Origin of the sequence: Protofrankia sp. Cas3, assembly GCF_963555955.1 — a bacterium.
Lineage (GTDB): Bacteria > Actinomycetota > Actinomycetes > Frankiales > Frankiaceae > Protofrankia.
Genome location: NZ_CAUVXP010000069.1, coordinates 7,599 through 28,893 on the forward strand (window position 1 = coordinate 7,599; position 21,295 = coordinate 28,893).

Annotated in this window: 18 protein-coding genes and 1 pseudogene; 11 read left to right on the top strand and 8 right to left on the bottom strand. The window is 67.3% G+C overall.

What is annotated here, in order from left to right; translation table 11 throughout:
- Positions 1 to 310, top strand: a pseudogene (locus U9983_RS14455) (ATP-binding protein); the annotation flags it as partial.
- A 52-nt stretch (positions 311 to 362) separates the two neighbouring features.
- Here the strand turns inward: U9983_RS14455 and U9983_RS14460 are convergent.
- From U9983_RS14460 to U9983_RS14485, 6 genes are all read right to left on the bottom strand, one after another.
- Positions 363 to 1,145, bottom strand: coding sequence for an ABC transporter permease (locus U9983_RS14460; RefSeq protein WP_322754530.1), 783 nt, complete (start codon positions 1,143 to 1,145; stop codon positions 363 to 365).
- Complete coding sequence (locus tag U9983_RS14465) at positions 1,142 to 2,158, bottom strand: ABC transporter ATP-binding protein (RefSeq protein ID WP_322754531.1); 1,017 nt, start codon at positions 2,156 to 2,158, stop codon at positions 1,142 to 1,144. The genes U9983_RS14460 and U9983_RS14465 overlap by 4 nt, the downstream gene beginning before the upstream one ends.
- Entirely contained in the window at positions 2,158 to 3,051 is an 894-nt protein-coding gene (locus U9983_RS14470; RefSeq protein ID WP_322754532.1) for an oxygenase MpaB family protein, read from the bottom strand. Before U9983_RS14470 ends, U9983_RS14465 begins: the two co-directional genes overlap by 1 nt.
- Positions 3,052 to 3,132: 81 nt before the next feature.
- Entirely contained in the window at positions 3,133 to 4,449 is a 1,317-nt protein-coding gene (locus U9983_RS14475) for a hypothetical protein (RefSeq protein WP_322754533.1), read from the bottom strand.
- A 477-nt stretch (positions 4,450 to 4,926) separates the two neighbouring features.
- The gene (locus U9983_RS14480; protein ID WP_322754534.1) at positions 4,927 to 6,123 is read right to left on the bottom strand and encodes a hypothetical protein; all 1,197 of its coding nucleotides are present in this window, start codon (positions 6,121 to 6,123) and stop codon (positions 4,927 to 4,929) included.
- Between the two features lie 311 nt (positions 6,124 to 6,434).
- Positions 6,435 to 6,926, bottom strand: coding sequence for a hypothetical protein (locus U9983_RS14485; protein ID WP_322750124.1), 492 nt, complete (start codon positions 6,924 to 6,926; stop codon positions 6,435 to 6,437).
- 331 nt (positions 6,927 to 7,257) lie between these two features.
- Between U9983_RS14485 and U9983_RS14490 the strand changes: the two genes are divergently transcribed.
- From U9983_RS14490 to U9983_RS14525, 8 genes are all read left to right on the top strand, one after another.
- Positions 7,258 to 8,262, top strand: a complete 1,005-nt coding sequence (locus U9983_RS14490) for an acyl-CoA desaturase (protein WP_322754535.1) — start codon at positions 7,258 to 7,260, stop codon at positions 8,260 to 8,262.
- A 12-nt stretch (positions 8,263 to 8,274) separates the two neighbouring features.
- Positions 8,275 to 8,532 (top strand): acyl carrier protein, encoded by a 258-nt coding sequence (locus U9983_RS14495; protein ID WP_322750126.1) that lies wholly within the window; start codon positions 8,275 to 8,277, stop codon positions 8,530 to 8,532.
- Between the two features lie 2 nt (positions 8,533 to 8,534).
- A complete protein-coding gene (locus U9983_RS14500; RefSeq protein WP_322754536.1) occupies positions 8,535 to 9,437 on the top strand; it encodes a cyclopropane-fatty-acyl-phospholipid synthase family protein in 903 nt (300 codons plus the stop codon).
- The gene (locus U9983_RS14505; RefSeq protein WP_322754537.1) at positions 9,434 to 10,741 is read left to right on the top strand and encodes a cytochrome P450; all 1,308 of its coding nucleotides are present in this window, start codon (positions 9,434 to 9,436) and stop codon (positions 10,739 to 10,741) included. The genes U9983_RS14500 and U9983_RS14505 overlap by 4 nt, the downstream gene beginning before the upstream one ends.
- Positions 10,735 to 12,456, top strand: coding sequence for a fatty acyl-AMP ligase (locus tag U9983_RS14510; protein WP_322754538.1), 1,722 nt, complete (start codon positions 10,735 to 10,737; stop codon positions 12,454 to 12,456). Before U9983_RS14505 ends, U9983_RS14510 begins: the two co-directional genes overlap by 7 nt.
- 32 nt (positions 12,457 to 12,488) lie before the next feature.
- Positions 12,489 to 12,950, top strand: a complete 462-nt coding sequence (locus tag U9983_RS14515) for a PaaI family thioesterase (protein ID WP_322754539.1) — start codon at positions 12,489 to 12,491, stop codon at positions 12,948 to 12,950.
- Between the two features lie 32 nt (positions 12,951 to 12,982).
- Positions 12,983 to 13,801, top strand: coding sequence for an alpha/beta hydrolase (locus tag U9983_RS14520; RefSeq protein ID WP_322754540.1), 819 nt, complete (start codon positions 12,983 to 12,985; stop codon positions 13,799 to 13,801).
- A gap of 124 nt (positions 13,802 to 13,925) precedes the next feature.
- Positions 13,926 to 14,984: a phosphatidylinositol-specific phospholipase C domain-containing protein gene (locus tag U9983_RS14525; protein ID WP_322754541.1), complete on the top strand. Its 1,059-nt coding sequence runs from the start codon at positions 13,926 to 13,928 to the stop codon at positions 14,982 to 14,984.
- Between the two features lie 91 nt (positions 14,985 to 15,075).
- Here the strand turns inward: U9983_RS14525 and U9983_RS14530 are convergent, their stop codons facing one another.
- Together U9983_RS14530 and U9983_RS14535 are read right to left on the bottom strand one after the other, a co-directional pair.
- Positions 15,076 to 15,501, bottom strand: coding sequence for a nuclear transport factor 2 family protein (locus U9983_RS14530; RefSeq protein ID WP_322754542.1), 426 nt, complete (start codon positions 15,499 to 15,501; stop codon positions 15,076 to 15,078).
- Between the two features lie 67 nt (positions 15,502 to 15,568).
- Positions 15,569 to 15,871 carry a hypothetical protein gene (locus U9983_RS14535; RefSeq protein ID WP_322754543.1) on the bottom strand — a complete coding sequence of 101 codons (303 nt, stop codon included), beginning with the start codon at positions 15,869 to 15,871 and terminating at the stop codon, positions 15,569 to 15,571.
- Between the two features lie 1,022 nt (positions 15,872 to 16,893).
- Between U9983_RS14535 and U9983_RS14540 the strand changes: the two genes are divergently transcribed.
- Positions 16,894 to 17,064: a hypothetical protein gene (locus U9983_RS14540; protein ID WP_322754544.1), complete on the top strand. Its 171-nt coding sequence runs from the start codon at positions 16,894 to 16,896 to the stop codon at positions 17,062 to 17,064.
- A 421-nt stretch (positions 17,065 to 17,485) separates the two neighbouring features.
- Positions 17,486 to 21,295 (top strand): DUF6531 domain-containing protein (locus tag U9983_RS14545; protein ID WP_322754545.1); only part of this gene is annotated, 3,810 nt, incomplete at its 3' end.

A 21,295-nucleotide genomic window follows, 5' to 3' on the forward strand; every position in this document is an offset into this window, starting at 1 on the left:
TGTGGAACGGGAGTATGGCGTCGGCCGCGGGCGCATCGACCTGTTCGTCCGCTGGCCTTACCAGAACCCGGACGGAAAACGAGCCGTGCAGCGGGAGGGCATCGAGTTGAAGGTGTGGCGGGCCGGCGAACCCGATCCGCTGGCCAAGGGGCTGACTCAACTCGACGGCTACCTCGACCGGCTCGGCCTCGACCGCGGTGTCCTGGTGGTCTTCGACCGCCGACCCGACGCCGCGCCTATCGCCGACCGCACCAGGTTTGAGCAGGCGAGCAGCCCGTCCGGTCGCCCGATCACCGTGCTGCGCGCCTGACCGTTCTGCGCGCCTTGCTGGAGGCTTCCCCATCGGCGATGGCCGTGTCTGTTCAGCCGTTTCGTGGTTCCCAGCTGAAGAAGCGGATCGCGGCGAGTAGGCCGGCTACTCCCCAGGCTGCGACGATGACGACGTCGCTCCAGTGGAACGTGGTCCCCAGAAAACCGGCCTGCATCCCCGCCGCGAAGTGTTTGACCGGAAAGATCCGGCCGATCCACACGATCCAGGCCGGTGCGTTGTCGCCGAGCGGGACGAAGATTCCAGACAGGAACAACAGGGGCAGGATGGTCGCGTTGACGATCGCGGCCGATGCGTCGGCGTTGGGGATCGCTGCGGTGACCGCGAACGCGAGCGCGCAGAAACTGGCCGCTCCGACCACCAGCATCACCAGGAGCCGTAGCAGCGTCACGCCCGTGGGGATGTCGGCGCTGTAGAACACCCGACCGAACCCAACCGTGATCGCGACCAGCAGGACCGCGACGAGCAGGGCGTGCAGCATCCGTGCACCGAGGAACACCGCGCTCGGCAGCGGCGTACCGTCGGTCCTTTTCAGAATACCGGCGTCGCGCTGGAAGGTCACCGCCATCGCGATGTTGTTGTAACAGGCCGTGATCACCGCGAACGCCGCCATCGCGGCCACGTAGTAGGTGGACTGGGCTATGAGTCGGCCGCCGAGGCGCACGGTTCCGTCACCGAGCAGCGCGGTGAAGATCACCAGGAACATGAGGGGGAACGCGAATGTGAAGAACGCCGACGCCGGGTTACGCCAGAACGCCTTGTTCACGTAGCGGACCTGCGAGAGCGTCAGCGCCGCGGCCTTCACCGTGGCGTTCACCGCGAGGTCCTTTCCGGGATGGCGGCGCTGCCGAGCCGGTCCGCCCCGACCGCGGACGGCGGCCCGGTCAGCTCCAGGTAGACGTCCTCCAGGGACGGCCGCACAATCTGCAGTCCGTCCAGGCTGACGCTCTGTTCGATTGCCCAGCCGGTGAGGCGGTGCAGCGCCCGGGTGATGTCGTCGGGGGTGAACTCGATGTATCCGTCCGCTATCGCCACGCCGGCGAACTCCTCAGGCGGTAGGGCATCCTCGGGCAGGCGGCACCGGATCCGCGCCCTGGCCGTGTCGCGACCGGCGAGGGTGGCCGGTGTGCCCTGCGCGACGATGCGGCCCGCGGCGATGACCGCGACCCGGTCGGCCAGATACTGCGCCTCGTCCATGTAGTGGGTGGTGAGCACGACGGTCTTGCCGAGCGCGGCGAGGTTCTTCACCACATCCCAGGCCTCATGTCGGGCGGACGGGTCGAAGCCGGTCGTCGGCTCGTCGAGGAACAGCAGTTCGGGGTCCCCGGCGAGGGCGATCGCGACGTCGAGCCGTCGCTGCTGGCCCCCGGACAGCTTCGCCACCCTGGCATCGCGCTTCGCCTCGAGGCCGACCAGCTCGATCACCTCGTTCACCGGTCGCGGATGCGGATAGTAGCTGGCGTACATCGTGATCGTCTCGGCCACCGTCAGATAGCGGTCGACGCCCGTGGACTGCAGGACGATCCCGATCCGGGCCTTGAGCCGCGACCGAGCCCGGCCCGGGTCGTGACCAAGCACGGACACCGCACCACCGTCGCGCGCACGGTATCCCTCCAGGATTTCAACCGTCGTGGTCTTGCCCGCACCGTTCGGGCCTAACAGCGCGAAGATCTCGCCACGCCGGATCTCCAGGTCGATGCCCCGAACGGCCGGCACACCGCGGTAGGACTTCGTCAGACCGCGTACGACAACCGCCGCACCCGGGTCGACGTCGACGCCGTCCGCGTCCCGCATTGCCTTTGCCTTTGCCTTTGCCATAGCCACAGCCATCAGCCGTCCGTGGCGCGCTGGCTGGCAGGGGCGGGCGCACGTGTCGCCCATCGAATACCGGCGAGGACACCCCATCCGGCCAGACGCCCGACGGTGGCCTCGGTCGCGGGAAGGTATGGGAGCCGTAGCGGCCAGCGGGTCCATACCGGCATCAGTCCGACGGCAGCCGACGCAAGTGCGCCATAAGGTAGCCGCGCCGCGACGGGCAGCGGCGCACGCAGCAGGAGATACCGTGCGGCCTGGCGGGCCTGCGGGGTTCCGGTGAGCTCGGGCCGATATTCGGCGAGTCGTTTCACCAGCTCGGCCTCGGTGCGCGGCGGATCGATGACGCCGAGTTTCGTGGCCACCTGCGCAGCGTCGGCGACGTAGGCGTCCCGCTGCGCCGGGGTGAGCGCCGCGCCGTTGCCGTAACGCTGATAGGCGGTCAGGAAGCTGTCGACCTCCGCGACGTGGACCCAGCCCAGCAGGTGCGGATCCGAGGCCGCATAGGCCCGTCCGTCCGGCGCGGTGCCGTGCACCCGCCGGTGGATACCCCGGACGCGGGCAACGGCCCGCTCGGCTTCCTCGGTCGGCCCGAACGTTGTCGCCGCCAGGAAGAGACTGGTCCGCTGCAGGCGCCCCCACGGATCGTGGCGGTAGTCCGAATGCCCGGCCACCCCGGCCATCGCCAACGGATGCAGCGACTGCAGCAGCAGCGCACGCATGCCTCCGACGAACATCGACACATCCGCGTGGACACGTCGGATCGGGCGGTCGTCGGCGAACCAGCGTTCACCGCCGGCTACAAAGATCCGTTCATGTCGTTCCGGGCCCCGCGGGCCGGCCACCAGCCCCAGGACCTGCCCGCCCACCCGGGAGCGGACATCGTCGGCACCGCCGCGCAATCTGGACATCACCACCCCATCATCCGCCTACGACCGGGCCGGCGACGAAGACAGCCATGGCCGGGCGAGAAGGACGGGCTGTGAGCGCGGCTAATTGGGGCCCAGGGTGCGGCTGATGCCGGCGGCGATGGTGGTCGCGAGAATCCAGCCTGCGGCGATGAGACCGTAGGCCAACCATGCCAGCGCGCCGTGTGGGTCGAACGCGTTTTGCTGCCCGAAGTCGATGACGGGGATCAACAGGTCGAGGGTGTAGATCACGGAATTGAAGCCGGGCGGGTTGCTTCCCGCGACGACCTGTGGATGGTGCAGGCCGAAGGTGACGCCGCCGGCCACGAGGAGCGCGATCAGCCAGGCGGCGGCGCGGGTCGGGAGGTACCCGTACCCGACGGTGAGGTCCTGCAGGTATCCCCAGGCTCGGAGTGCCGGCGGAAGCGACTCCCGGCGGCGGCGGTGTCTGGCGAGCAGGACCGCCCGCGCATCCCCCTCGCGCCCCTGCCGCCGGTACGCCGCCGCGAGCTGCTCGTAGGTCTGGGGCAGGTATCCGGGCGGGTCGCGTCGAAGCCAGCGCAACCGATCCACACCGTGGATGTCGGTCAGCGCGTCGTAGGTCAGCCCGTCGAGGCGAAGCGTGTCCGGCCACGTCGCCGGGTCATCGCGGAGCAGGCCGAGCCGGGCGTGGCGCAGGTCTACCTCGCCGTCGATCGGGGTAGCGGTGAGCAGCACCAGCTCGCGTGCGTCGAGGTGCTGGCACGCCAGCGCCGTACCGGTCGGATTGGACAGCGTCGCCTGCTCGAAGGAGAGATGGCTGCCGATGCTCGCGTAGGACAGCTCGACCATGCCCTCGGCGCGGAAGCCCTCGCCGCAGTTCACGACGGCGCTTACCACGATGTCCGGCGCGGACAATGCGGACCCGCCTGGACTGCTCAGATGTGCGCCGTCGAACCGCACGGAGCCGCCGATCTCGGCGTGGCTCAAGCACACTTCGCCGCGGCAGATCAAGCCCTTCTGCCCGAGGATGTCGTTGCCGACCGTGAGCCGTGTTGCGTTCAGGGCACTTTCCGTGCCCTCAAACCTGGCGGCGTTCAGGAGTAAAGTTCCCGCGATCCGGGCGCTGACCAGCCGGATCTCCGCTGTCGAGCGGCAGCCGGTCAGCCGCAGGGTTCCATCGATTATCGCACCGGAGCAGCGCAGGCCCGGGAACGCCGAGCCGGCAAGATCAATCTGTTGGGTCCGGGCACTGTGCAGATCCGGCCGTTCATCGAACTGGCAGTCCCGCAGGCGCACCGGATGCGGCACGTCGGTGTTGCTCAGGTCGAGAATTTCAACAATGCGTGCGCCGATCAGATCCAGCGTGGCGAAATGACCAGGCTCGGCCTGTTGGGCGCCCAACAGGAGCGTACGCAGCACGCTCGCGCGAACCGTTCGGTCCGCTCGCCCCCGTAAATCGACGACGTCGCCACGCGGGAACGCCCGCCACACCGCCCGTTCGGGGCCGCGAAGGCTCGGACGCACCACACGATCAGTGTGGCATTCCAATCCGGCGATGATGCCCATTTGGTCCGGTAGCTACCTGATGTGCTGGCGTTTGTGTCGGCGTTGAGGATCGGCGCTGTGACCGCGAACGTCACGAACGCCGATGCCGACGCCGACGCCGGGTTACGCCACAACGCCTCATCCATGGGCCTACCGGCGCCGAGCCCAGGGTGGGTCGTAGCCCCGTGGTGAGGCTTCGACTGGCAACCGACGGGCGTAAACATTCAGGCGGGTGCTGGTCTTCGATGGGCTGTCATTGGTGCCGGTGAGGTCTCGAGCTCGCCCGGAGGAGAACTGATTCGGGCACGGGCACGGGCACGGTCGGTCGGCCCAGCTGCCACCCGGCTCGTGTTACAGCAGTTCGGAGCGTCGTGCGGCTGCTGCCGCCCGCACCTGGTCGAGAAACGTCGTGGTGATGCGTTCCTCGTCGGGTGCGCCGGGTGCGCCGGGTGCGCCGGGTGCGCCGGGTGCGCCGGTGGGGTGGTCATCGTCGGCTTCGTCCGTACAGGCGGCGTCGGGGTCGGCGTCTGGGGACTCGGTGTATTCGCGGTAGAGCAGCCAGCAGCCGTGGATCCCGGCGAGGAGGTCTTCGAGGAGGTCGGTGGCGGGCCGGGCCGGGTCCAGGGGGGTGAGCCGGTGTGGCATCAGCGTGTGCCGGAGTTCGTCCGGCTGGTCCTCGAACGAGTCCGCGCGTTCGTGGGCGGCTTCGACGGCGGCCAGGAGGGTGTCGAGGTCGGGGATGGCCCCCTCGGCGACGGCCATGGCGTCCGTGATCAGCTGGAGGACGACGTCCCGGGGTGTCTCTCCGGTTCCCATGCGTTCGAGGACGACGGTGGGGCTTTCGTGGGGGAGTGCTTCGATGTTGTCGGCCTCGATGAGGATCTGGGTGGGGTCGAGCCCGGTGTGGTGCGCGGCGACGGTGGCCGCGGCGTGGAGCCAGTGGGCCGCGGCGGTCGCGGCGGCGGCCGGGTCGATGTCGGTGCACAGGCGGGTGTTCCCGAAGGGATCCTCGGCCAGGATCGCGTCGGCGGCCGCGACCTGGACGGGGGAGGCGTCCGCGCGGGTCAGGGTGATGGCCTGGCGGGCCCGTCCGGTCAGGTCGCCGCATTCGGCCTGTTCGATGGCGTCGAGTTCGGCCCGGACGTCGGTGGTGATCTTTTCGGTGAGGTCCTGGCTGCCGATCGCGTGCAGGGCCCGGCCGACGCGGTGTGCGGCCTCGTGCACGATGACGTAGGACTGGCGCTGGGTGCCGTTGTGGGGCAGCTGGGGGTGGCGGATCGCGGTGAGCACGCTGGTGAACGCCTGGCGGTCACTGTGGCGGCGCCATCCTTCGCTGCCGGTGGCCAGGCTCGGGGTGGCGCTGGCCGGGTGGGTGTAGGTGCGCCAGGCCGCGGCGGTGAGGAAGGTCAGTTGTTCTGCCAGTCGTAGAGCGTCGCTGTCAGTGGTTGCCGGGGGGAGAACGGCGACGGTTGCGGCCAGGTCGCCGGTTCCGGTCGCCCAGGAGACGATGAGCGCACGCCGGGCGGGGTCGTAGCCATAGCGGCTCATTGCCTGACTTCTCCTCTTTCCGGCATCATCCCGCGGCTTGCCGTCACCAGTCTGCGGCACCGGGCGTGGCATGGCAGCCGAACCGGTCTCGGTGCCGATCTTGGTGCCGATCTTTAAAAGACCCTCGGATGAATTCTATCCAGTCCGGTGTATGCCTAGTGCATCCGATTGGTGACGGATTGGCCCGCTGGCCGTTCGCGGTCGCCGTGAGTCAGGTCAGGACGGCCCGGATCCGTCCCGTCCGCCGGTGGACCAGCCGAGGATCGGTCGGCCGGTGGCGCCGGCGGGCGGGCCCGGTGGGAGGAGGTTGGCTATGGCTGCCCGACATAGGTGACGGTGACGATGGCATTTCGGGCGGTCGGGCTCGTCGGCCGGGGGCTGAACACGACCGTTGCGCTGCCCGAGCACGGCAGGACCAGCGAGGTGGGGATGGCCAGCGGCGTCCCGTAGCTGGTGAAGACCAGTGGGCTGGTGGTCGCGGGGCCGGGGAAGCCGACGGCAATCGTGGTGCCGGCCGATCCGGTGTAGCCGGGTAGAACGACCGGGTCGACGACGCGCTGGACCGCGACGGTCTGGCCGGCGAGCGGATGTCCGGTCTCGCCGGGGCTGACCGGGCCGAAGCAGCCCATCTGGATCGTGGCGTTCGCAGGCGCGCCGTTGACAAAGCCTTCGAAGTACTGCTTCGGCGTGATCGGGTCGGCCGCTGCGGCTGTCCCGACCGTGGCGGCGGCGACCGCGGTCATGACCGTGCCGGCGACCGCGAGCTTCCGGCCGGACCGGGCGAGTGCTGTCAACCTCGACATGCTGACTCCCTTACAGGTAGCAGGCGGGCGGATACCCGAAGGGACCATAGGTCGTCGGGAACAACGCCCGGACCAGCGGCACCGGAATCGCCGGGAAACATTGTGGCCCCTTCCGGTGAATAAGAGGTACCCGGCAGGATGCCTGCCATCCCGAACCCGGCGCCTTTCGCGATATCCGGTACGTTGGTTCAACGCACCGGGAACCTGATAACGAATCCCTATCCTGCGATCGGACTTCACCGTATCGCTCGGGTCCGGCTTCGTCGGCTGTTACGGTCAGGACCGTCTGGCATGCGACCTCGGCATAGTACTCAGGAGGGGGCGGTCGAGAATGGTTGGTGTCCAGCCCGCAGCGTACATTCCCGAACCCGAGTTCGGAGCGGACGGATCCACTCCCCGCAAAAAAGCGATCAGCAATCCCTATCTGCACCGCCTGCAGCGCCGCCACTTTTTGCTGTTCGATGTTCTCCCGATCTTCGGTACCGCAGCCGCCTTCGCTTTCCTTGCGGTACATCCGATCGGTGCCACCGAAATCGCCCTGCTTTTTTCGATGTGGCTCGTGACCGGGCTGGGCGTCACCGTCGGTTATCATCGGTTCTTCACACATCGTAGCTTCAAGGCCGCGCAGTCCGTGGCAACGGCGCTCGCAGTTCTCGGCTCGATGGCCGGCCAGGGCGGACTGGTGTCCTGGGTTGCTCTGCACCGGAGACACCACGAGTGCAGTGATCGCGAGGGCGACCCCCACTCGCCGAATCTCGCCGGCGACGGTCTGGCGGGTCGGCTGCGCGGTCTGGCCCACTCCCACTTCCTGTGGATGCGCCGACACGAATACCCGAACATCATTCACTATGCGCCGGATCTGATTAAGAACCGTGCCCTGGTGCGGGTCACCCGTCTTTACTACTACTGGGTGCTGCTCGGGCTGCTGCTCCCCGCGCTCGTCGGCGGTCTCGTCTATCAGAGCTGGGAGGGGGCGGTCAGCGGTCTGCTCTGGGGCGGTCTCGTGCGGATCTTCGTTCTTGAGCACATCATCTGGGTGATCAACTCCTTCCTGCACATGTTCGGCACACGGCCCTACGAATCCAGGGAGAACAGCAGGAACGGCGGTATCTTTGCTCTGGTGACCTTTGGTGAATCGTGGCACAACAACCATCATGCTTTCACCGATTCGGCTTCTTTCGGGTTGAACTGGTACCGCCTCGATCCAGGCTACTGGTTCATAAAAATGCTTGCGGTCTGTGGCCTGGCATGGGATGTCAAGATTCCGTCCGCAGAGCGGATGGCGGCCAGGCGCAAATCTGAGAACGGCAATCCGGTCCCCAGTAGCACGGCATAGGGAGCGAGCACCTTGAAGCCGAGCAGAGAAGCGATTGCGCAATGGTGTCAGGAGTATGTTGCGGGTCTCCTCGACCTGCCGGTCGAGGCGGTGGACCTGGACGCGGACTTTGATCGGCTGGGAATCGATTCCCCCCTCGCCGTCGCCCTGCTGATGGAGATAGAGGAACGCTACGGCGTCGACCTGCCGCCCGAGGCGTTGTTCGAGAACCCGACCATCAATGCAATCGCCGCACATCTGTACGAGCAGAATCAGCGGCACGTGGCGTAGCCGTGACTGAATCATTCGAAAGCGACCGTACCGCCGGTGCGGCGGCTGCCATCCGGCATCACTACGATGCCGGGAACGCGTTCTACCGTCTTTGGCTCGACCAGTCGCTCACCTATTCGTGTGCGATGCGAGAAGGCGCCGACGACACACTCGAAACCGCCCAGGAGCGGAAGCTGCAATTTCACCTGGACGCGATTCGGGCTGATGGTGCCGCGACCGTGCTCGACATCGGCTGTGGGTGGGGTGCGATCCTGAAGCGGTTGGCGGAGAGCTGCCGCGTTCAACGGTCGGTCGGTCTCACGCTCAGTGATGAGCAGGCGGCTTTCGTCCGGTCCCAGGAGTACCCAGGTGTGGAAGTGCGTACGCAGAACTGGCTGCACTACGAACCCGACATCCAGTTCGACGGAATTATCTCCATCGGCGCCTTTGAGCACTTCGCCACCCCCGAGGACTCGTCAGCTGAGAAGATCCACCTGTACCGGGAGTTCTTCACCCGCTGCCGCACCTGGCTGAACAAGGACGGCGTGTTGTCGCTGCAGACCATCGCCTACGCGAACATGTCCCGCCAGAATGCGAGCCACTTCATCCAGCGGGAGATATTTCCGGCAGCGGATCTGCCGACGCTCGCGGAGATCACCGCCGCCGCGGAGGGTATTTTCGAGGTTCAATCGGTGCATAACGGTCGGCTCGACTACGCCTGGACGTGTGAACAGTGGGCACGTCGGCTGCGAATGCACCGCGAGGAAGCCGTTCATCTTGTCGGACCGGAGGTGGTCGCCCGGTATGAGCGCTATCTGAAACTCTCTGCTCTTGGCTTCCGAATGGGAAAGATCTGCCTGCTCAGGCTCGTTCTTCAGCCCTTCAGGAGTACGTATTTCAACGGTCGTGGGGTGCCGGCGCGATGACGTCGGAGACGGGTGGCACGGCAACTGCCGACACCGCCGGACCCGGGCCGGCGCCCATTCGGTTCAACCCGTTCAGCGCCGAGTTCCGACGCGACCCCTACCCGCTCTATCGGCAGCTTCGCCAGGCACAGCCCGTCCACCGGACGCTGGGGATGTGGGTTCTCACGCGGCACGCCGACGTGCAGGGTGTCCTGCGTGACCGCACGTTCAGCGCCGGACTCATACCTCAGTTGATCAGCCGGCAGGCGAATCGGCTGGCGCACGACAACGTAGCCAGGATCGTCCGGCTGGGGAAGAAGTCGCTGGTCTTCACCGACAACCCGGACCACGCGCGGCTGCGTGCACTGGTGAACCGGGTGTTCACCGCACAGGAAATCGTCAAACTCCGTCCCCGTATCTCGGCGGTTGCCGAGCAGCTGGTGGCGCGGGCGTGGGACGACGGCGGTATGGACGCCGTCGCCGACTTTGCCGCGCTGCTGCCGGTCACGGTCATGTGCGACTGGATGGCGCTCCCGGACAGCCTGCGCGAACGCGTCGGCCAATGGACGCATGACATCCGGTTCCTGCTCGAACCAGGGCTGATGAAAGCCGGTGATTTTACGCATGTGTGTGATGTCGTCGAAGAGTTCGCGGACGCCCTGGACGACGTGGTCGCGCAACGCCGGTCCCGGCCCGGCGACGACCTGATAAGCCAGCTGCTCGCCGCGGCGACCGGCGGCGGTGACACGCTCAGCGATGAAGAACTCGCCTTCGTCTGCATCATGTGCTTCGTGGCCGGCAACGAAACCACGAAATCCCTGATAGGCAACGGCCTCCGCGCGTTGCTTGCGCACCCGGATCAGGGCGCCCTGCTCCACCGTCGGCCAGAGCTGGCGAAGAGTACCGTCGACGAGGCATTGCGCTACGACAGCCCGCTCCAGCTGACCAAGCGCCTGGCCACGCGCGATGTCGAAATCGACGGAAAGCAGATACGGGCGGGAGAGCAGATTCTCCTGTGTCTCGGCGCCGCGAACCGCGACCCCGCGGTGTTCAGCCGGCCGGACGAGTTCGATATCACCCGCGACACGAAGGGGCACCTCGCCTTCGGGTACGGAATGCACGGCTGCCTCGGCGGGCTGCTGGCGCAGCTGCAGGCGGAGGTCGCCTTCGAGCGCCTCTACCGGCGTCCGCAACGCCTGGAACTGCGGACCGAGGAACTCGACTGGCAGGACCACAGTTTCATCGTCCGCGGTCTGAAGCACCTTCCGGTCTCGCTGGAGCCGCTTCCGTCCGGGTTCCTCCGACCAATGGAAGGAGAATGGTGAGGAACAGACCACTGCTCCCGGAGATCCTCCAGGGCCGCGCCGCCGCCGAGCCGGCCAACAGGGCGTACGTGTTCCTGACTGAACATGGGGAGGAGGAAGCGGTGCTGACCTACGGCGAGCTGCACGCACGGGCGCTTGCCGTGGCCCGGCAGCTGAGTCGGGGCTGCAAACCTGGTGACAGAGCGCTGCTGCTCTTCCCGCAGGGTCTGGACTTCATCGTCGCGTACTTCGGGTGCCTCTACGCGCAGGTCATCGCGGTGCCCGTCAACCCCCCGCGCAAGAATCGGATGCAGGACGCGACCCGCAACATCGTGAAAGACTGTGCGCCATCGGCTGTACTCACCCTCAGCGCGATGCTCGAAAGCACCAGGGAGTCCCTGGAGCCGATCTGCGGGGCGCTCCGCTGGTTTCCCGTCGACCAGGTGGTGGACGCGGTTGACACAGATTTCGACCCGCAGCCCTGTTCGGCTGATTCCGTTGCCTTCCTACAGTACACCTCGGGTTCCACATCCGATCCGAAGGGGGTCATGGTTTCGCACCGGAACCTCGTGGCGAACCAGGAGATGATACAGCAGGCGTTCGGCCACGATCAGCACTCGACGTTTGTCGGCTGGGCGCCGTTGTTTCACGACCAGGGTCTGATCGGAAACGTCCTGCAGCCGCTCTACCTCGGGGCGACCAGCATCCTCATGTCGCCGATGGCGTTTATCCGCTGGCCTCTCCTGTGGCTGTCGGCTATCTCGCGTTACCGCGCTCACACCAGTGGCGGACCGAACTTCGCATTCGACGCCTGCGTCGCACGAGCTGCCAGAGGCGACCTGCCGGATCTCGACCTCAGCTGCTGGAAAGTCGCGTTCAACGGCGCCGAGCCGATTCGTCCCGAGACGCTGCGTCGATTCTCCGAGAGCTTCGCGTCGGTGGGATTCAGCGCGCAGGCGCTCTACCCATGCTACGGCTTGGCCGAGGCAACTCTGCTCGTGACCGGCAGCGAGAAGGGCCGCGGCCCGCGCACCATTGATGCGGATACCGGGGAGCTGGGCCACAAGCGCTATGTCAAGGCGCCGAGCGGCCGCGGCCGTACCCTCGTAGGTTCCGGGCTCGTCCGTCCGGAAACGTCGGTTCGTATCGTGGACCCGGAAACGGGACGCTCGTGTCCAGCGAATCAGGTCGGAGAAATCTGGGTTGCCGGGGAGCACGTGGCACAGGGTTACTGGCGGCGTCCGGAGGTGACGGCCGAGGCTTTCCAGGCCGAATGCGACGGTGAGATCGGACCCACCTATCTGCGTACCGGAGATCTCGGCCTGGTGGTCGACGGCGAGTTGTACATCGTGGGCCGGTTGAAGGATCTACTGATCATTCGGGGAAGGAATCACTACCCGCATGACATCGAGCACACGTCGCAGTCGGCGCATCCCGCACTGAGGCCCGGTGGGTGTGCCGCGTTCTCGGTGCCCGGCGCCGACGGTGAAAAGCTCGTCGTGGTTCAGGAGATCAAGCGTGAAGAACGACTGAAGGTGGATGCGACAGACGTCGCCGCATCGATTCGAGCGGCAATAACGCGCGAGCACCAGCTTTCCGTGAGCGACCTGGTGCTGACTTTGCCGGGTCGACTGCAGAAAACCAGCAGCGGCAAGATCATGCGGACTGCCGCCAGAAGGCGCTATCTGGAGGCCGGGTTCGACCTCTGGGCACCCCGGACGCAGTCGGTCGCGTGAGGGATTGATCGATCAGCGGGGAGGATGTGAACATGGACGTGTTGAAAGCGGAAAACCCCGACTTTGCGCTGGCGGTGAAGGCCGTGGTCCTGAGCATGCCGGCCGCGCAACATCTGGGTTTCGAGTTCGGCCGGATGGCGCCGGGAGAAGCCGAGATCATCCAACCCTACCGGAAAGAGCTAACCCAGCAGGACGGCTTCGTTCAGGGCGGTGTCCTCGGCTCACTGGCGGACTTTGCCGGGGGTTCTGCGGCCGGCACACTGCTGCCGGCCGGATGGGTGAACATGACCATCGACTACACGGTCAAAATTCTGGCCCCGGCGAAAGGCGAGCGAATTATCGCCCGCGGTCGGGTCGTCAAGGCGGGCCGGATCATGACGGTCGCCGCCGCCGATGTCTACTCGGCCGACGGCGCTGAGGAAACGCTGTGTGCCACCGCTTTCGTGACCATGCGCAATATGAGGGTGCCTCACACGGCCGTCTCCAACGCCTGACCACGCGAAGAAGATATCGAGACGAGGGACTCATGCCGACCATCGACGTCCGCGGTGCGACGATTGCCTACACCGACACCTTTGCGCCGGCCGGTCGACCGGATGCGTCGACCATTGTGTTCGGGCACGGCCTGTTGTTCAGCGGCTGGGTTTTTCATCGCCAGATCGCGGCCCTGCGCGCGTCCTACCGGTGCGTGGCGCTCGACTGGCGCGGGCAGGGGGACACACCGGCGACCGTCGACGGCTACGACATGGACACCCTCACCGGCGATGCGGTCGCCCTGATCAGGGCGCTCGGTGTGGGCCCGGTGCACTGGGTGGGCCTGTCCATGGGCGGCTTCGTCGGCCAGCGGGTCGCGGCCCGCCACGGCGAGTTGCTGCGTTCGTTGACGTTGCTGGACACCAGCTCCGGGCCGGAGGAGCCGGGCAAGGTCGGCGAGTACAAACAGCTGGCATGGCTCCTGCGTCTGTTCGGTATCAAGCCGATCCTGAGCAAGGTCAGTCCGCAGATGTTCGGCCCTGTCTTCCTGGCCGACCCCGCCAGCAAGGCGCTGCGGGACGAGTGGGTGCGCCGGCTCAACCGCAGTGACCGCGCTGCCGTGCGCAAGGCGGTGCTGGGGGTGGCCGACCGCTCATCGGTGGATTATGAAATTCTCGGGATCACGGTGCCCACCCTCGTCGTCGTCGGTGCCGAGGACGCGGCCACTCCACCGGTGAAGGCGGAGCGCATCGCGGCTCGCATCCCAGGCGCCCACCTGCAGATCGTCCCGAACTGCGGACATACCAGCCCGCTGGAACAACCCGAGACGATCACCGGGCTGCTGGACACGTTCCTCGCCACGGTCGTGTGAACCCGTCCGCATGCCTCCCCTGCGATCCGATTATATCGGACTTTCGCGGATTGACTTCGCGACGATGGCTATTCCGTTTATTATCGGACAGTAGTGCTGCTGGCCGATGGGACCGGGAGGCGTGATGAGGTTGTGTCGGGGTGGCCGCCGTTTGTTGTCCGTGGCCGGGGTGGCCACGGCGGTGCTGGTGGCGTCGATGACGTCGGCATCGCCGGCGGTAGCCGCCGCTCTCGGCTCGGTGCGGGTGTCGCATGCGACGACGGTGGGGGTGCACAACACCTACGACAAAGCCGACTACACCTATCTCGCCCAGGCGCTCGACGCGGGTTCTTCCATGATTGAACTTGACGCGTGGGACGACATCGTCGCGCACCGCTGGCGGGTGAGCCACAGCAACCCGCTCGGCAACGACAACAACTGCGTGGTGGCCAACAGCACGTCGGCCCTCTACACCGGTAACCGGAACCAGAACCTGGGCTCCTGCCTGAGCGACATCAAATGGTGGCTGGTGGCACATCCGACCGCTGGTCCCGTATTCGTCAAGATCGAAATGAAGGCGGGCTTCGACAACGGAGCCGGGATGGGGCCGGACGAACTCGACGCCTACATCAAGGCGAATGTCGCTACCGACTCCATCTACCGGCCGGCCGACCTGCTCGGCGGCACCCATGCAAACCTCGACGCGGCGGCCACGGCGGACGCCTGGCCCAGCCGCTCCGCACTGGCCGGAAAAATGATCATCTATGTGATTCCGGGCACCGTCGAACTCGCGAACCCGACCGACACGCTGCACACCGACGTCGAGTACGCGACCTACCTCCGGAATCTGTACGCGGCGGGGAAGGTCGGCGACGCCATGATGTTCCCGGCGGTGCTCGGCGCGGCTACCGGTGATCCAAGGACGCGGTACTCGGACATTACGATCCGACCCTGGTTCGTGTTCTTCGACGGTGATGCCAGCACCTATGTCACGAGCGTGAACACCTCCTGGTATGACACCCGGCACTACATCCTGGTGATGACCGATGCCCACGCGGTGACGCCCGCCCTCAACGACACCAACCCGGCGGTCGCCGACGCCCAGGCCAGGGTCGCCCAGCTTGCCGCCGATCACGCCAGCGTCGTCTCCACGGACTGGTACGGGCTGCCGTCCGTGCTCACCCTCACGCTCACACGCGGCTGACCGCCGGGGGCCGCCGGGTGACCCCCGGCGGCCCCCGGTGCGCGGATCAGCCCGCCCGGCCGCGCGACTGACTATGAGGCCGCGCGACTGACTATGAGAAGGCCGCGGCCGACTGCTCGGTGTCCTCCGAGCCCCGGAAGAATGCAATCTTCCCGTCGGTGAAACGCCACCAGTGCTGCATGTACATCGCCGCGGTCTTGCCGGTCGCGTGCACCGTGTAGGCCCAGTGGACGGTGGCGATCACGTCGGTCTCGTTGGAGGTGAACGAGAGCGGCGTGAACTCGGTGATCTCGATGTTCGACCCGATGTCCTTGAAGAACCGGGGCACCTCGCCCTTGCCGCGGTAGCTGCCGTACCACGGTACCGACGTGCTGGCCGCCTCCGCAGCCCAGTCGACATCGTCGGCGAGCTCGGCGAGGACGGCGTCGATGTCGCCGCGACCATAGGCCGCGTACAGGCGTTGGACAGTGTCGATCTTGGGATCGGATCCGGGGTTGGTTGCAATGTCTTGGCTCATGTCTGAAGACAGCGCACCCGTGGGGCGGGGCGTCGCATCGGGAGAACTCCCCATCTGCAGAACATGCTCACCAACCATCGGCCGGCGAGACGGTCGGGAGCGGCCAACTTCGCGCGAGGTAGAGGGCGTCGAGCGGCTCCACCATGCCTCGCAGTTCACGCGCCGCTCGCGCGGGCAGGGCGTGGAGGGCGAGCTCGAGAACCGCGCGTTCGCCGGTCGTGTAGAAGGGATTGCACAACGGACAGCCGCAACCACCCGAAAGAGCAAGACGGGGATGGTGGGCTATTCGCGACCACTGTCGCAGGGCTTGTGCCACCGCGCCGGGCCACAGTCGATCGCGCTCCAACCGGGCAACCGCACCCGCGAGCATGCCGGAACCGCGCGCAAGACCGGGAATCGAGGATTCGTTCGACTGGCGCCGCGCTTGGCGGCCGACAGCCCGGAGCTGGGACGGCCGACTACGCGGCATAGTCCTTTCTGAATCGTTTCATGAGGACAGGATGCCAGACCTGGCACCCACTTCGCTTCATCGCTACCCGTCCATCGCTATCCGCCCATCGCTGTGCGATGCACGGGTAGCTCGACTCGTCGGTCCGGATGCGGCAGTTGGGTGCCGGCAACAGTATCCCCGTACAGACGGAGGTGATCAACACCCGGAATGCCCTCCGGTACGGGCAGCTTACCTTGGAGCGCATCTTCGCGGAGATCCGCGCTTCAGCATCCCACGTGGGGGAGGTAATCCTGTCTGGAGGCAGCCCGACTCCGGGCGGGCCACCGGTCTTCTCGGCTACCCCGGGCCGGTTCACCGTGGTCGCCGATGCAGCCAAGATCCTCCTCCGCGGTGGACCCATGCCGCTCGTACGCGCACTCGAGGCTGCCGGTCACGGTGCACGGGTGGCCCCGCTGGAGGCTTCGGCCGCGGAACTGGCGGCCACGATGCGCTTCGGGGGCGGGGTCCGCACTGTTTTGCAGGTGGGCGGCAAAATCCTCATCGTGGTGGCGGTAGCTGTGGACATATACGAGCTCGTCGTAGCCGAGGACCACCTTGAAGCACCCGTCATCAGCGTGGCGGGCTGGGCCGTGGGCGTGGGCCGCACATCGTGTGGGGATGCTCGTGAGCGGCGCCGTCGGATACTGGGCCGGCGCGGAGACGACACGCTCCGTCTACCGGCTTGTGGTCCAATCCCGCGGTCAGCTTCTGTGTTCCGCGGAACACCCAGATACAACGGCGTCGTAGGTAGAAAACGTCATCATAACGGCCGATTCCACCTACTGTTGCGGCTCACACCGGCCCGCGGTAGGTGGTTCCGGTCATCAGGATGGCCTCAACGGCCTACGCACCCCGGCCCCGCCACCCGGATTCTGTTTACCGGCGGCATCACATGGCAGACGGTGAAGCCTCGTGACCGGCACGACCATGCCACCCTGGTCCGTGATACGGCGGCGGTACCGAGGGCCGGTCCGGCCACGGAGTTGCTTGCCATCAGCCGGAACGGTGTCGTCGCAGGCCTGCCGATCCGGACGGTCGGCCCGGACGATCTGATCACGGCCTGGCATGCTTGAGGCTACGGGCCTGGATGGTATCGGCGATCGTCGGGTCGAGCGGTCGGGATCCCCGGGGAGGCAGTGCGCTGCGGAACAGTGCCGAACGGCCGGCCGTTGCCGGGTTCTGTGTTCCGCGGAACGCACCGGTCGTCTGGCTGTCGTGGACGAGCGTGGCGAACGCGGTGCAGATGTCGATCGGGTAGCAGAGGGCTCCTGCGGGTACCGCCTAGCGCCCGCTTTCCTCTCGGGTGTTCAGGGTGCGGTCGCTGTGGTAAAGCTGTCCGCGTCGGCCGGCGAGTACGCCTGAGCCCAGAAAGGAGCCAGATTTTTTGGACCATTGTTGCCGATTATATCAGGGTATGTTACCCTATGTATATGACTGTAAGCGTGTGGTCGTGGGCCGCTCGCGACGGTCGGTGAGGATGCGGAGAGGACCGCGGTGGGTGACTGGGGTGTGCTGGGGTTGGAGGGTGATCCGACTCCGGGTGATCCGGATGCGGTGCGGGCGATGGCCGTCCGGTTGCGAACCCAGGCTGAGGTCGCCGAACACAACACCACTCGCCTGCGTGCTATCGCGAGCGGCGGCGGTGACCTGGCGATGGCCGGTGACTATGCGCCGGCGTTCACCGAGGCGCTGGTGGAGCTGCCTGCGGAGCTGGCGAAGCTGGCCCGGGCCTACCGTGGCTGTGGTGACGCCCTGTTCGCCTTTGCGGCGGGTCTGACTGAGGCGAAGGCCCAGGCTGGCGGCGCACTGCGTCAGGGCCTGGATGCTGATGATCGTTATCGGGTGGCGTTGGGGGAGGTGCGGGCGTTACTGCCACCGGACCGGGAGTGGCTGCTGTGGCCGCGGGCGGAGCTGTCCGAGGGTTCGATCAGCGCGGTGACGGCGCTGTGGGACGCGGCGGCGGTGGCCGGGCAGGTTCGGGTGGCTGCCAGCCGGGGGCAGGTGGCGGGTGCGGATCGGGCGCGGGCGCGGCGGTTGGCCCTGGATGCGGCGGAGCTGCGGGGGGATGCGGCCCGGAGCTGCGCGCAGGGGATTGAGAACGCGCTCGCGGACAGCGGGATCAAGAACAGGGCGTGGTATGAGAAGGCGTGGGATGCGGTGTCGGCGCCGTTTCGGTCCTGGGACAGCTTTGTGGATCTCTGTCGAAACGTGGCGATGGTCGCGGGGGTCGTCGCGCTGTTTGTGTCGGGGCCGATCGGGTTGGCGTTGGTGGCGATCGCGCTGGTCGCGGGTGCGGCGGTGTTCGCGGACACGTTGGCGAAGTATGCGCAGGGTAAGGCGTCGTTGGGGCAACTCGCTTTGGACTCGCTGGGTCTGATTCCGGGTGGACGCGGGGTGGTCAGTGTCGCGCGGCTGGGGCGGACCGCGGTGGCGGTGGGTCGGGGGGTGGCCCGCGGGGAGGGGCTGCGGCTGGTCGGTGCCGGGCTGCGCACCTTTGGCGGTGCGGCGCTGGGTAAGGCGCGCAGCGTCGTCACGGCGATCCCGCACGGCATCGCGGTCGCTGGTGGTGATATTCGTAGCGCGTTGCGTGACCCACGGTTGTTTGCGCGGGCGGCGCACTGCCGGTTCGTCGGGCGGGATCCGGTGGACATGGCGAGCGGGCAGATGATCCTGACGCAGGTTGACGTGGAGCTGCCCGGCTTGTTGGCCTGGGCGTTGCAGCGGACCCATCTGTCGTCCTACCGGGCCGGGTGGTGGTTTGGCCGGTCGTGGAGTTCGACGTTGGACCTCCGCCTGGAGATCGACGAGGTGGGGGTGTGTTATGCCGCGCCGGACGGGGTGCTGGTCGCCTATCCGCATCCCGCACCCGGGGCGACCGTGCTGCCAGCCGAGGGCCCACGGCTGGCGTTGGCCCGCGACGCCGCCGGTGCGTACACCGTCACCGACCCGCAGGCCGGGCATACCTTGCACTTTGCGGTCCCGGGCGACGGTGCCCGGAATGTGGCGCTGCCGCTCGCCGCGATCACCGATCGTCATGGGAATCGTATCGAGTCGGGCTACGACGCCGCCGACGGGACGCTCGCTGAGATCAGCCATTCGGGCGGGTACCACCTGGTGGTGGACACCCAGCAGGGGCTGATCACTGCGATCCGGTTGCGGGGGCGGGCGGGCGAACCCGACACCGAGATCGTCCGCTACGGCTATGACGGGGCCGGCCGGCTGGTCGAGGTGGTGAACTCCTCGGGTCGGCCGTTGCGGTTCGGCTATGACGCCGCCGGGCGGATGATCAGCTGGATGGATCGGAACGGCACCAGCTACGCCTACAGTTACGACGCAGCCGGCCGGGTGGTGCGGACCGCGGGTTCGGCGGGCTGCCTGGACGGGACGATCGTCTACGACACCGAGCGCGGTGTCACGGTGGAGACCAACTCGCTCGGTTATGCCACGGAATATCATTTCAACGACGTGATGCAGCTGCGGCGACAGGTCGATCCGCTCGGGCATGCCACCGTCTACGCGTGGGATCGGTATGACCGCAAGCTCGCCGAGACCGACCCGCTGGGCCGGACCGTGCGGTATCGCTACGACGCCGAGGGCAACCTGACCGAGATTGTTCGGCCGGACGGCAGCCGGGCGACGGCGGCATGGAACGCGCTGCGGCTGCCGGTGGTGGTCGTCGAGGCGGACGGTGCCCGCTGGGAACGCTCTTACGATGACCGTGGGAATCTGACCGCGGTGGTCGACCCGGTCGGGGCGCGGACCGGGTTCGCCTATGACGACCGCGGGCGGCTGGCGGCGGTCACCGATGCGCTCGGCCAGATTCGGCGGGTGGTGAGCGACGCCGCCGGCCTGCCCGTCGCGGTGACCGATCCGCTCGGTGCTGTGACCGTGTATGAGCGGGATGGGTGCGGCCGGGTGGTCGCGGTGACCGATCCGGTGGGCGGGACGACCCGGTTCGGGTGGACGGTGGAGGGCAGACCCGCCTCCCGGACCCTGCTCGACGGTGCCACCGAGCGGTGGGGCTATGACGGGGAGGGCAATCTCGTCGAGCATGTGGACGCGGCCGGTTTGGTGACCCGCACCGAGGTGACGCATTTCGATCTGCCGGCTGCGCGGACCGGCCCGGATGGGGCGCGGTTGGCGTTCGCCTATGACACCGAACTACGGCTGGTCGCCGTCACCAACCCCCAGGGCCTGGTCTGGCGGTATGACTACGACCCGGCCGGGAATCTGGTGCGGGAGACCGATTTCAACGGGCGGGTGCTTGCCTACGTCCATGATGCTGCCGGGCAGCTCATCGCACGCACCAACGGCGTCGGGGAGACGGTGCGGTTTACCCGTGACCTGCTCGGTAACGTGACCGAGACACGATCCGCGGGCGGTGTGACGACGTTTGGCTATGACGCGGTGGGGCGGGTCGTGCGTGCGGTGAACGCCGACGCCGACTGCACGGTCACCCGGGACGGGCGGGGCCGGGTGCTGGCCGAGACGTGTAACGGCCGGACGGTCTCCTCGACGTACGACGTGCTGGGCCGGCGGGTGCGGCGGGTGACGCCGTCCGGGGCGGAGAGTGTCTGGGAGTATGACCCGAACGATCTGCCGCTGTCGCTGGCGACCGCCGGTCGAATCCTGCGGTTCGTCCACGACGAGGCGGGCCGGGAGGTGGCGCGCAGTCTGGACAGCGGGGTGGTGCTGGCGCAGGCGTGGGATGCCAACCATCAGCTGCTGTCGCAGACCGTGACCGCGCAGACGGTGACCACGGGCGGGCCCGGGACCGCCCGGCAGGCGCGGGTGGTGCAGCGCCGGGACTACTCCTACAGTCCGGATGGGTATGTCACCGAGATCGATGACATGCTCGCCGGCCTGCGCCGGTTCGATCTCGACCCGGTGCGGCGGGTCACCGCGGTCCACGGGGCCGGCTGGTCCGAGCGGTACGCCTACGACGCGGCGGGCAATATCATCGACGCGTCCTGGCCGGTGCCCGCGCAGCGTGACGGCCGGGACGGGGGGGACCATGCGGCGCAGGGCGGTCGGGAGTACGCCGGCACGCTGATCCGCCGTGCCGGTCGGGTCCGCTACGAGCACGACGGCCAGGGCCGGGTGACACTACGGCAGCACAAACGGCTGTCGGGCAAGCCGCGGACCTGGCGCTACAGCTGGGATGCCGACGATCGGCTGACCGGTGTGACCACGCCGGACGGTCAGCGCTGGCGGTATTCCTATGATCCGTTCGGCCGGCGGATCGCCAAGCAGCGTCTCGCCGGCGATGGCATCGGCGATGATCGTGGGGTGGTCGAACGGGTC

Coding starts and splice junctions, on each gene's coding strand:
- U9983_RS14465 (WP_322754531.1), bottom strand. CDS start 2,158: ATGGCTGTGGCTATGGCAAAGGCAAAGGCAAAGGCAATGCGGGACGCG.
- U9983_RS14470 (WP_322754532.1), bottom strand. CDS start 3,051: ATGTCCAGATTGCGCGGCGGTGCCGACGATGTCCGCTCCCGGGTGGGC.
- U9983_RS14480 (WP_322754534.1), bottom strand. CDS start 6,123: ATGAGCCGCTATGGCTACGACCCCGCCCGGCGTGCGCTCATCGTCTCC.
- U9983_RS14485 (WP_322750124.1), bottom strand. CDS start 6,926: ATGTCGAGGTTGACAGCACTCGCCCGGTCCGGCCGGAAGCTCGCGGTC.
- U9983_RS14490 (WP_322754535.1), top strand. CDS start 7,258: ATGGTTGGTGTCCAGCCCGCAGCGTACATTCCCGAACCCGAGTTCGGA.
- U9983_RS14505 (WP_322754537.1), top strand. CDS start 9,434: ATGACGTCGGAGACGGGTGGCACGGCAACTGCCGACACCGCCGGACCC.
- U9983_RS14510 (WP_322754538.1), top strand. CDS start 10,735: ATGGTGAGGAACAGACCACTGCTCCCGGAGATCCTCCAGGGCCGCGCC.
- U9983_RS14515 (WP_322754539.1), top strand. CDS start 12,489: ATGGACGTGTTGAAAGCGGAAAACCCCGACTTTGCGCTGGCGGTGAAG.
- U9983_RS14520 (WP_322754540.1), top strand. CDS start 12,983: ATGCCGACCATCGACGTCCGCGGTGCGACGATTGCCTACACCGACACC.
- U9983_RS14525 (WP_322754541.1), top strand. CDS start 13,926: ATGAGGTTGTGTCGGGGTGGCCGCCGTTTGTTGTCCGTGGCCGGGGTG.
- U9983_RS14530 (WP_322754542.1), bottom strand. CDS start 15,501: ATGAGCCAAGACATTGCAACCAACCCCGGATCCGATCCCAAGATCGAC.
- U9983_RS14535 (WP_322754543.1), bottom strand. CDS start 15,871: ATGCTCGCGGGTGCGGTTGCCCGGTTGGAGCGCGATCGACTGTGGCCC.